The sequence below is a fragment of the Variovorax sp. P4_D9 genome (assembly GCF_056401695.1).
This window is the reverse complement of record NZ_JBFUIU010000288.1, coordinates 1-10,693: the sequence shown is the minus strand read 5'-3', so window position 1 is coordinate 10,693 and position 10,693 is coordinate 1. Positions and strand designations below refer to the sequence as shown.

Here is a 10,693-nt window from a genome sequence, read left to right as displayed (position 1 = left end):
CATCGTGGATGGGTGCAGGTCAAGGGCACCGTTGGCGCCGACAGCGAGCTGTCCATCTTGGAATCGTGCGAGCGAGGCGAGGATTCGGCGGTTGCCCGCTACCGGAAGGCCCTGAAGCAAAATCTGCCGACGGAGGTCCGCGCGGTCATTCAAAGGCAGGCGGATGGCGCGCAGAAAAATCATGATCAGATTCGCGATCTGAGGAACGCCGCACGCGCGCGTTCCTAGCTCGGGTCAGAGAGGTGCGGGTGCCTCAAGCTCCCACTTGCTACGTGCCGGCCCGGGCGTGCACCCGAGGATCCCATGCTTTTCTTCTGGTAAGTGGACAAAGAAGGAGCCGTGTATGTTCGACGATCTTCGCAAGGGTGTGAGCGAGGTGAGGGTGTCGATGGACGCAGTCGCGCAATATCTCGGATTGCCGTCCTGATTACATGGCAGGCGAAACCAAAGCATTCGTGCGGGCGCTCGTGGTCACGCGCGGGGCCGCGCTCCAGGCGATGCGGGCACCGGTCGCCTGCAGGTCTGCGACGAGGGCCATCTTCGCCACAGGCAAGGGGCGCGAAGCCGCCGACGCTTCGGTAAGCTGCAGCGGACACGCCGAGATTTGCGCCATGCACGTGGCGATGCTCGTCTGTATCGCGTTGTACGTGCGCGCAAAGTGCACGCGCAGGTAGTCGCCATGACGGCCGTGAGCGCCAGACGGAGCCGCAAACGACGTCCGCATCCTGCGCGAGTTGATTTGCCAACCAGTCCGACGCGCCTTGCGTATCCGCTTCGGAGAACGYCGGCCAGCGCGCCCCGGCATCCAGGAGGAGATCGACGCCGGCCGCCCGCGCCAAGCCGACGTTGCGCGCTGCGAGCGGCAAGGTCTGCACGCCGTGCCGAGTGGCGATCGCGCCTGTGCTATCGGTGCAGGTGTCGAGAACGACCACGACGTTGACCACTTCACCGCACAGTGCCGGATTGACAGATGCGCGCATAACGGCCACCAGTGCCTCACCGATGTGCTCGCCCTCGTCGTGCGCAGGAATAACGAATCCGATCATTGAATGCCCTCGCGCTTCGCCACCGATCGCCCGTCACGCGACCATACCTGCAGCGGGAAGTCTTCCTCCTCGTGAAGTACCAGGCGCGCCAGACCCAGCTCGGGAGCGTCGCGTGGACGTGGTCAGTTGCAAGCGCGCGTTACTCGATGCCGAGGCAGCGCAACGCCTCGCGGCTTTCATGCGCCCGCTCGACCGCCAGTCGCTCAGCAGGCCACACGCTGGATCCGGGATGGCTCGTGGTGCCGTCAGTGACCGCGACCACCTGTTCAGGCGTGCCGATGCGCGCCAATTGCGCAAGCAGTCCTCCGACCGTCAGCACCTCGTCATCGGGATGCGGCGCTATCACCAGAGCCCGCGCACCGCGCGGCACCAGAGCTGCGGCCGTGGTGGCGGGCATGCGCGAGAGACCGGGCCAGCTGTTCCATTCGGTCTCGGTCGGGCCTTGGCCGAGAATGGCGCAATCGCTCACAGCGTCCATGGCATCATTTCGGCATCGCGCACCATCTGCCCCAGGGCCGCGAGGTCGCGCTCAGCATGGCTTTGCCGGAGGAACACCGGCAGGTCGGCCATGGCGCGTGCAAAACGGGCATCCCGACATAGAGGCCCGGCGCCGAGCGCCCGGCCCGCGTGGAGCTCACGTCGTTGGCAGACTGCTCTGCGACCAGCCGCGCGCGTAGCGCGACGCGCCGGACATCGACTCGAGGATGCGCATCGATCCAGGCCGCGGCCTCGTGCAGCACGGCTGCCGCCGATGTCAGTGCCACGTCGATGGCGCCCAGGTGCACGAGGCGATGGGGGTCGGAAGTCGTATCGCTTCGTTCGCGCTCATGCGCGAGATGCCAAGCGCGCCGCCGAACCAGCATGCCGCGATACCGGCGCCGCCCTGCCAGAAACCGGGGCGTTGTCGCCGGGTCCGCCGATCTGAATCGCTTCAGCGCGATCGAAATGCGTCGACACTTGCACTGGCCGCCATGCCGACCGCCTGCCAACCTTCGGCTGTCACCGTGACGCCGCGCTGCTTCATTGCTACGGCGGCGAGACAGGGCTCGCCGAAGGCGTTCCAGCAGCTCACCAGCGCGTGCGTGACTTGCGCGGCTCCAGAGCACAGGGCTTGATGCCACTCACACGCATGCGAGCGGCCTCCATCGTCACGCGAGCATCCAGCGGCTCCGCGCACCAGGTGCCCCAGCGCGATCCGGGTGGTGGTGGCGATGCATCGAGTTCGGCGAGAATCTCAAGCGCATCGGTGTGGCCCTCGAACAGCTTTGTCAACGAAAGATCATGCGCCGCGACCTCGGCGAGCGCGCGCCAGCGCGCGAGGGTTTCGCCCCCACCGGGTCGCGAAAGTCGATCGATGCCTGCCGAGACCAGGTGCGCAAGTCCAAGTTCGCTTCCATGTCTCTGACCAAGGCGTTCAAAGCCCTCATGGACTAGGCCATCGCGGAGTTCTGCGTCAGACACAAGGTGGATCCGTTTCGCGGGCCGGATGCCGGTGCTTGGCGAGTGCGTTGATGAACTCATCGATCGTCGTCTGCATGTCGCTGCCGTCGCGCCGAAGAATGCCCGGGTCCAGTTCGCCAGAGGGCAGGGCGTGTGGGACCTTTGATGCGGCCAGCAGCGCTTCGGAGGCGCCCAGCGCGAGGATGGTCTTGCAATGGCGAAAGTGATCTTTGATGTACTCGTCGGTACGTCCGTCGCCCGCGAGTGTCTCGACGCCTGTCTGCCCGTCCGGTAGCACGAGACCATCGAAGAGGAAGCCCGGTTCGTTTTCCAATGACGCATCGGCTTCCATCTTCTCGCCCGACGCCGTGGTGAAGGGGCCGATGCGAGGGCCGACCAAGCGGCCCACGGCGCCCACATTCAGGAGCGCGGCCTGGATCGTGGCCAGCGCGGTACCTTCAACGCCGTCCGCTACCAGCAGCGCGACCTTGCGGGTGCGAATGGATCCATCGCCCGGACGCGCCGTGAGCGAGAGGCTCGGTGAATTCGTGATCTCCGGCGGCGCCGGCACCGCAAGTGCTTTCGGCAAGCCAGCGGGCAGTTGCATTCCAAGCCCATCGGCCACCTTCTGTGCCAGGGTGGGGGAGGCATTGAGAAGGCTCGCGACCAAACGCTCGCGGATAGCCGGTACGGTGCACTTAGACAACTCGAAGCGAAAGGCCGCAGCGATGTGAGCCTGCTCGACGGGGGTCTGGCTCTCGAAGAACAACGTGGCCTGCGTGTAGTGGTCCGCAAACTTCTCGGGCTTGCCGCGCACCTTGTCCTGCTCGACCTTCTGCGGAAACGTCATGAAGCCGGCCGAGGCGCCAGCCTGGAACGGGCAACCGCCTCCCAGCGAGTTGGGCTCGTAGGCCACCCGTCCGCGATGAATGGCCTGACGGTGCATGCCATCGCGCTGGTTGTTGTGGACCTGCGCAATCGGCGCGTTGATCGGCAGTTCATGGAAGTTCGGGCCACCCAGTCGCGTGATCTGCGTATCGACGTACGAATGGATACGCCCGGCCAACAGCGGGTCGTTGCTGAAGTCGATACCGGGCACTACGTGTGCCGTGCAGAACGCCACCTGCTCTATTTCGGCGAAGAAGTTGTCCGGGTTGCGGTTCAGCACCATGCGCCCGACGGGCGTGAGCGGCACGAGTTCCTCGGGCACGATCTTGGTGGCATCCAAGACGTCGAAGCTGAAGCTTTCGGCTTGCTCCTCGGTGAAAACCTGCACCCCGAGTTCCCATTCGGGGAATTCACCGGCTTCGATGGCCTCCCAGAGATCGCGGCGATGGAAGTCCGGGTCGGCGCCTGAGATCTTCACCGCCTCATCCCATACCAGCGAATGCGTACCGAGCACAGGGTTCCAGTGGAATTTGCAAAACACCGATTCGCCGGCCTCGTTGACCAGCCGAAAGGTATGCACGCCGAAGCCCTGCATCATCCGGTAGCTGCGCGGGATCGCGCGGTCCGACATCTGCCACATCAGCATGTGGGTCGATTCTGGCATCAGCCCGACGAAGTCCCAGAAGGTGTCGTGCGCACTCGCCGCCTGCGGCATCTGGTGGTGCGGCTCAGGCTTCACGGCATGGACGAGGTCGGGAAACTTGATCGCGTCTTGAATGAAGAAGACCGGCATGTTGTTGCCCACCAGGTCCCAATTGCCTTCGTCGGTATAGAACTTCACCGCGAAGCCGCGCACGTCGCGCGCGGTGTCCTTCGAGCCTCGCTCGCCCGCGACGGTGGAGAAGCGCACGAAGACGGGTGTGATCTTGCTGCCCTCGCGCAGCGGCGCGGCCTTGGTGAACTGTGGAATGCCTTCGTAGCACTCGAAGAAGCCGTGCGCGCCCGAGCCCCGAGCGTGCACGATGCGCTCCGGAATGCGCTCGTGGTCGAAGTGCGTGATCTTTTCCCGCAGGACGAAGTCCTCCAGCAGCGCCGGGCCGCGGATACCGGCCTTCAGCGAGTTCTGGTTGTCAGCGATCGCCACGCCTTGATCGGTCGTCAGGCGCTGGCCGCCCGAATCGACACGAACGCGGTCCAGCGGTTCGATGGTCGCATTGACGCCGGGCACCGCGACGCTGCCTACCTTCTCGGAGCTGACTTCTTCCGACAGCGTGCTGCCGGTCGCCGCGGCCGACCGCGGGTCCACCGAGAGACCGACGGGCGGCTTCAGGGCGTTGTCGTGTCCGTGCTCCAGCGCCTTGTTGGCGTTGTCCGGCATCAAGGCGACCATCTCCTGAAGCTGGGCGGCCTTTTGCGACGCAGCGTCCAGCGGTTTCCCGGCCGGCAAGTGGGCCGCGCCGCTATCGGTGTTGAGGGCGGCAACCGCGGCTGCGGTCTTCTTGGACGATTTCTCGTTCTGCTTGGATGTGGGCATGGACAGTCTCTGAAGTGGGTCGGGGGGAAGTGAGGAAGCTAGGCCGCACGCTCGGCTAGCGTGGTCAGCGTTCACGCGTGAACACTGTCAGTGGCTCTCCACAGTTCATCTGCTCCTGTCGTGGGACATTGACAAGCGCTTCGATGTGGCGCGTACATCTGTAATCCTGCTGCGCGCCCTTCAGATCAAGAGGCACAGGAGATGCTGTCGCCTAGGTCCTAGCGCGGCCTACGTGAGAACGTGTTGTTCCTCAGCGACATCCGCTCACGCGCGGCAGGAAGTTCATCGGAACGCTTCCGGAACTTCCGGCCCGTACAACTCGGTGGATGAAATCGAGCTTCTCGATCACCGGCGGAACCACGATGAACGGATAGCTGTCGTGGGCGCCGAGGCTGCGATCCATTGCATTGATGAACTGGGAGACCGGCAGCCATTGTTCGACCACGCAGTGTCGGATCGACTCAGCGTTCAGGTCGAGCTTGCGCACCCTCAGGGCGGGTCCGGCCGGCAATGCCAGATCCAGACGCGCGCCCCAGGCGGCAGCGGTTTCCAGGCCGTCCACCATGTGCAGGTAGTGGGACCAAGTCTCCGCCCAGTCTTCCCAGGGGTGTGAACTCGCATACACGCTGATGAAGCGCAGGGGCCAGTCCACGACCGGCGAAGCGTAGTGCTTCTTCAAGGCTTGCTCGTAGTCCGCACGCTCGTCGCCGAACAGCGATCGATACTCGTCGATCCACGGCGTGCCGAGCACTAGCCTGTCCCAGTAGTAGTGGCCGATCTCGTGCCGGAAGTGACCCAGCAGCGTCCGGTAGGGTTCATGCATCGACATGCGGATGTGCTCGCGACGCGCATCGTCGGCCTCGRCGATGTTGAGCGTGATGACCCCCTCGTCGTGGCCGGTGAGCACCCGTTGCTTGGGGTTCACCTGCTCGAGGAACTCGAAAGACAGCCCATTGGCGGGATCTTGCAGCTTGTTGGGTGTCGGCAGCACGAGCTCGACCAGTGTGTAGAAAAGGCGTCGCTTGGCCTGTTCGAGCGCGGCCCAATAGCCATGGTTCTCCGGCTTGGTCAGCTCGGGGATGGTGTGCGTCGTGCGGCAAGACAGGCAATGTTGGTGCGAGCTGCCGGAGCGCACCATCCAGTTGCACACGTTCTTCTTGCGATTCACGCAAGGCCTGTACGCGGCGCCCGGCTGTCCCAGCCGGCGCCATGAGTCCTCCGCCGCGGCTTCGAAGGCGAGCATCAATTGCTCATCCGGTGCGTAGCCAAGTAGCGAGCCGCAGGTCTCGCAGGTCAGGTTCTCGAAGAACACGCGATTGCCGCATTTCGAGCAGATCATTTGCTTCATGGCGTCCTCCCGTTGTTGCAACGCAGCATGATCCGCCCGTGAGTTGGGACAACACCGGAGACATCCACCCGCCATGGCGTGGGACGAGGCGCCGTGACCATCGTCTTGCGGCGATCTCCTACCCGCTCACGGACCTGGTCGAGCAGCTTGACCGACTGAAGCGGTGGCAGTTGGCCAGGCGGAGGGCGGAGAAGGCCGCGAGCCACCGGCCGGACCTCCCCCACAGGGATGATTGACAGATTGAGCATGCTTGCCTCCAATCAACAGCACGCAGTCATCCATCGGGCTAACCACGAGGATTTAGCCCGTTAGGACTGGCAAACTGCCCGTGCCGCTTTTGCCGGATTTGATAGTTCTGTATAAATATAAGACGTATCCGCTTAGCTCCAGTAAAACCAAACTACTGGATAAAAAGCCATATATTAGCGGCGAGCAAAAAGAGCCGCTACGCTTGGGGCCAACGGCTCAGAACGGCCAGGACCGGTCATTCGAGGGACCATGAAAACTGTGCGTGAGTGGCTTGCAGCCGCGGCGACTGAGCGCTCGCTCGGCGTCCGACTGCCTGCGCGCGCCGTCTCTATCTATCGCCGCGCGCACCAAACGGATGTAGCCTAGCCCGCGGAGTCGCTGCGCGGACCTGCCCGTGATTCACTGAGGCGGCGCGCAGTCCGACCGGCGCGGCTGGAACTGAAAGCGGGTATGCCATGCGAACGCTTCATTGGATGACGGCTCGTTCCAGAGATGTGCGGCGAACCCTCATCGGCACTGCAGTTGCGCTCGTGGCGGCGCCGTGGGCCACGCTGGCGCAGCCCGTGGCGCGCAAGGTCAAGATCGGCTTTCTCAGCGGCGCTGGCCTTGGTCCCGGCACGACGCACGGTATGGTCGAACCGTTCCGACGCGGCATGCGCGAGCTCGGCTATGTCGAGGGGCAGAACCTCACGATCGAGTTCCGATGGGCCGATGGCAAGCAAGAGCGGCTGCCCGAGCTGCTGGCCGAGTTGCTGCGGCTCAAACTCGAGGTGCTCGTCACCACCGGCAATCACGCGCCAATGCTGGCCAAGCAAGCCAGCAGCACGCTGCCGGTAGTGGCCGTGGCGACAGATGACCCGGTGCAAATCGGGCTGGCGCTCAGCATCGCCCGCCCCGGCGGCAACATCACCGGGATATCTGGCTCGTTCAAGGGCATCCTCGCCAAGCGATTTCAGTTGCTGAAAGACATCGTGCCGTCGGCGCGCAAGTTTGCGGTGCTTTTCAATCCGTACAACGCGACGCGAACCGGCATTGAGAACGACATTGCAAGCTACGAACGCACGCTTGCGGTGCCGGTGCTGATCTTGGAAGCGCGCGGCCCGGACGACTTCGACGCCGCCTTCGCAGCGATGGCCAGGGACGGGGTCAAGCTTGAGCAGCCGGGGCAGGGCAGGGCGGTTGTCCGCATCGCATTGAAGCGCGTGCGCACTGACCATGCGGCAGTCAACAATGGCGGCCAGCCGCTTCCGGCCAAAAGCAGTCCTAGCGCACGCTGGTCCATTTTGGCCCTCCGGAAGGCGCCGCGCACATAGCGCACCACGCCCAACTGCTGCTCCTTGCCATCCACCTCGGTCGTCGCGATCAACGCCAGTTCATGGCGGTAGTCGATGTCCGTCATCCGTCGCAGCTCGTCGGGCTGCGGCTTGCGCGGCGACAGCAGCCGGTGGTAGCCCGTCTCGTTCGACAGGCCCGCCACGAAGGCCGTGTGCATGGCCAGGTCGTCGGCGCGGATCGGGCGGATCCGCACCGGCGTGCCATCGAGCAGTTGCCAGTCCTCGACCAAGTGGCTGGGGTGGTCGAAGGCCGGCATAGCATCAGCCGATCACTTCAGGCCATTCCGTGTGGAAGAACCGGCCTTCGGTCTTGTCGGTGCGCTCGTAGGTATGCGCGCCGAAGAAGTCGCGCTGCGCCTGCAGCAGGTTCGCGGGCAGGCGCTCGGTGCGGTAGCTGTCGTAGTAGGCCAGCGAGGCGCTGAACGCCGGCACCGGAATGCCGTTGCTCACCGCCAGCGCAACCACTTCGCGCCAGTTCTGCTGCGTGCGGTTCAGCAGGTCCTTGAAGAAGGGGTCGAGCATCAGGTTGCCCATCGCGGGATCGGTGCGGAAGGCGTCGGTAATGCGGTTCAGGAAGCGCGCGCGGATGATGCAGCCGCCTCGCCAGATCGCCGCGATGCGGCCCAGGTCGAGGCCCCAACTCTTCTTGTCGCCCATGGTCTTGATGAGGTCGAAGCCCTGTGTGTAGCTGATGACCTTCGACGCATAGAGCGCGTCGTGCACCTTGGCCACCAGCGCCTTCTTCTCGAGCGACAGTTCGATCTTCGGGCCCTGCAGCAGCTTGCTGGCCGCCACGCGCTGCCTCTTTTGCGACGACAGCACGCGCGCCTCGACGGCGGCGTTGATGGTGCTGATGACCACCGCGTTCTCGGCCGCGTTGATCAGCGTCCACTGGCCCGTGCCCTTCTGGCCGGCCTTGTCGAGAATGACGTCGACGATCGGCTTGCCCGTTTCCGGGTCTTTCTGTTCGAGCGCCTTGGCGGTGATCTGGATCAGGTAGCTCTGCAGCTCGCCGTCGTTCCAATCATTGAAGATCGCGGCCATCTCGTCGGTGGTGAAGCCGGCCGCCCTGAACAGGCTGTAGGCCTCGCAGATGAGCTGCATGTCACCGTACTCGATGCCGTTGTGCACCATCTTCACGTAGTGGCCGGCGCCGCCGGGGCCGATGTGAATCACGCAGGGCTCGCCGTCCACCTTGGCCGCGATGCTCTCGAAGATCGGCTTCATCACTTCCCAGGTGGACAGCGGCCCGCCCGGCATGATCGACGGGCCTTTGCGCGCGCCTTCCTCGCCGCCCGACACGCCAGCGCCGATGAAGCGCGGGCCCCGGCTCGAAAGGTAGGCATCGCGGCGCTCGGTGTCGGTGTAGAGGCTGTTGCCGCCGTCGATGACGATGTCGTCCTTGTCGAGCAGCGGAATGAGCCGTTCGATCACCTGGTCGACCGGCGCGCCGGCTTTCACCATGATCTGGATCTTTCGCGGCTTGACCAGGCTCCGCACGAACTCCTCGAGCGTCTTGGCGCCAACCAGCTTCTTGCCGGGGTTGGCGGCAATGAAGGCCTCGGTGGTGGCCTCGGTGCGGTTGTAGACGCTGACCTGGAAGCCGCGGCTTTCCACATTCAGCACGAGGTTCTGGCCCATCACGGCCAGGCCGATCAATCCGAAATCGCTTGTGTCACTCATCGGTAGATTCTCTAGTGTAGTGCGCCACTCAGATATGTACTTATCTTGTACGCACTTGCCAGTGCGGCCTTGGCTCGCGTGACCTTGGCCAGGATGTCGGTCGCTCTGGCGGTCCAGATGAAGGGTTTTGGGTTGGCGTTGTGGTGGGCCACGTACAGATCGATCGCCAATTCCAGTTCGGGCACGCTGGTGAAGCTGTCGCGCCGGATGCGGTTCTCCGAGATGTCGCGGAAGAAGCGCTCGACCATGTTSAGCCACGAGGCGCTGGTGGGCGTGAAGTGCATGACGAACCGCGGGTGCTTGGCGAGCCAGGCTTGAACCTCCGGGTGGGTGTGGGTGCCGTAGTTGTCCACGATCAGGTGCAGCTSCAGGTGCTTGGGSGTCTTGCGCTGGATCAGGCGCAGGAACTKCAGCCACTCGACGTGGCGGTGTTGCTGCTGACACATCGAGATCACGGTGCCGTCCAGGGTGTTCAACGCCGCGAACAGCGTGGTCGTGCCATGGCGCTTGTAGTCGTGAGTGACGGTGCCGGCGCGGCCTTTCTTCATCGGCAAGCCCGGCTGGGTGCGGTTGAGCGCCTGRATYTGACTTTTTTCGTCGCAGCTGAGCACCAGGGCGCGCTCGGGTGGGTTCAGGTACAGCCCCACGACATCCAGCAGCTTGTCCTCGAAGCGCGGGTCGCGCGAGAGCTTGAAGCTGCTCTGGCGATGCGGCTTCAGGCCGTTGCGCTTCCACACCCGGCGAATCGTCGTCGGCCCCACCCCGAGCTGCGCGGCCAGCGTGCGCGTGCTCCAGTGCGTGGCGGCGATGGGCTTGTCGTGAAGCGTCCTGTCCACGATGCTCGACTCCAGCTCGGCGGTCACGCTGGGGGTGCGCCCGGGGCGCGGCGCATCGTGCWTCAGGGCCTCCACCCCGCCGTCCAGGAAGCGCTGGCGCCACAAGGCCACCTGGCGTCGGTCCAAATCGACCTCGGCAGCGATGTCCTTGTTCTGCCAATCCTTCGCGGCCAACAGCACGATCCTGGCTCGCTGCTGCACGCGGGCCTCAACGCGGCCGCGCCGGGCGAGCGCAGTCAACTCCCGTTCGGCAACAGCRTCCAGTTCGATCTTCCGGGCAACGCGCATGGCTCAAACCTCCGCAAAGCTTGGTATGCGCAGTATACTTTAAGTTC

At 64.4% G+C, this 10,693-nt stretch carries 10 protein-coding genes; 4 read left to right on the top strand and 6 right to left on the bottom strand.

The features are described from left to right. Both AC1DY5_RS27100 and AC1DY5_RS27095 read left to right on the top strand, forming a co-directional pair. The coding region (locus AC1DY5_RS27100) for a PA2169 family four-helix-bundle protein (RefSeq protein WP_478116411.1) at positions 1-228 on the top strand (228 nt) is incomplete at its 5' end. Positions 229-761: 533 nt separating this feature from the next. Next, positions 762-1,049, top strand: a complete 288-nt coding sequence (locus tag AC1DY5_RS27095) for a hypothetical protein (RefSeq protein WP_478116410.1) — start codon at positions 762-764, stop codon at positions 1,047-1,049. 136 nt (positions 1,050-1,185) lie between these two features. Here AC1DY5_RS27095 and AC1DY5_RS27090 read toward each other — a convergent pair whose 3' ends face one another. Beyond that, positions 1,186-1,524, bottom strand: coding sequence for a PIG-L deacetylase family protein (locus AC1DY5_RS27090; RefSeq protein ID WP_478116408.1), 339 nt, complete (start codon positions 1,522-1,524; stop codon positions 1,186-1,188). A gap of 590 nt (positions 1,525-2,114) precedes the next feature. Beyond that, entirely contained in the window at positions 2,115-2,318 is a 204-nt protein-coding gene (locus AC1DY5_RS27085) for a hypothetical protein (protein WP_478116406.1), read from the bottom strand. A 9-nt stretch (positions 2,319-2,327) separates the two neighbouring features. Here AC1DY5_RS27085 and AC1DY5_RS27080 point away from each other — a divergent pair, with 9 nt between their 5' ends. After that, positions 2,328-2,480 (top strand): hypothetical protein, encoded by a 153-nt coding sequence (locus AC1DY5_RS27080; RefSeq protein ID WP_478116404.1) that lies wholly within the window; start codon positions 2,328-2,330, stop codon positions 2,478-2,480. A gap of 19 nt (positions 2,481-2,499) precedes the next feature. Here the strand turns inward: AC1DY5_RS27080 and AC1DY5_RS27075 are convergent, their stop codons facing one another. Both AC1DY5_RS27075 and AC1DY5_RS27070 read right to left on the bottom strand, forming a co-directional pair. Then, complete coding sequence (locus tag AC1DY5_RS27075; protein WP_478116403.1) at positions 2,500-4,908, bottom strand: catalase; 2,409 nt, start codon at positions 4,906-4,908, stop codon at positions 2,500-2,502. A gap of 250 nt (positions 4,909-5,158) precedes the next feature. Then, the gene (locus tag AC1DY5_RS27070; RefSeq protein ID WP_478116401.1) at positions 5,159-6,256 is read right to left on the bottom strand and encodes a zinc-binding metallopeptidase family protein; all 1,098 of its coding nucleotides are present in this window, start codon (positions 6,254-6,256) and stop codon (positions 5,159-5,161) included. Between the two features lie 812 nt (positions 6,257-7,068). On the opposite strand from AC1DY5_RS27070, the gene AC1DY5_RS27065 reads away from it, so the two are divergent. Further along, positions 7,069-7,818 (top strand): ABC transporter substrate binding protein, encoded by a 750-nt coding sequence (locus AC1DY5_RS27065; RefSeq protein ID WP_478116400.1) that lies wholly within the window; start codon positions 7,069-7,071, stop codon positions 7,816-7,818. A 282-nt stretch (positions 7,819-8,100) separates the two neighbouring features. Here the strand turns inward: AC1DY5_RS27065 and gnd are convergent, their stop codons facing one another. Together gnd and AC1DY5_RS27055 are read right to left on the bottom strand one after the other, a co-directional pair. Then, positions 8,101-9,522: a decarboxylating NADP(+)-dependent phosphogluconate dehydrogenase gene (gene gnd / locus AC1DY5_RS27060; protein ID WP_478116398.1), complete on the bottom strand. Its 1,422-nt coding sequence runs from the start codon at positions 9,520-9,522 to the stop codon at positions 8,101-8,103. An 11-nt stretch (positions 9,523-9,533) separates the two neighbouring features. Further along, the gene (locus AC1DY5_RS27055) at positions 9,534-10,646 is read right to left on the bottom strand and encodes an IS630 family transposase (RefSeq protein ID WP_478116396.1); all 1,113 of its coding nucleotides are present in this window, start codon (positions 10,644-10,646) and stop codon (positions 9,534-9,536) included. Positions 10,647-10,693 lie beyond the last annotated feature (47 nt).

Excerpts from the sequence above, each read along its gene's own strand:
- AC1DY5_RS27090 (WP_478116408.1), bottom strand. The coding sequence starts at position 1,524 with ATGGACGCTGTGAGCGATTGCGCCATTCTCGGCCAAGGCCCGACCGAG.
- AC1DY5_RS27080 (WP_478116404.1), top strand. The coding sequence starts at position 2,328 with ATGCGCCGCGACCTCGGCGAGCGCGCGCCAGCGCGCGAGGGTTTCGCC.
- gnd (WP_478116398.1), bottom strand. The coding sequence starts at position 9,522 with ATGAGTGACACAAGCGATTTCGGATTGATCGGCCTGGCCGTGATGGGC.
- AC1DY5_RS27075 (WP_478116403.1), bottom strand. The coding sequence starts at position 4,908 with ATGCCCACATCCAAGCAGAACGAGAAATCGTCCAAGAAGACCGCAGCC.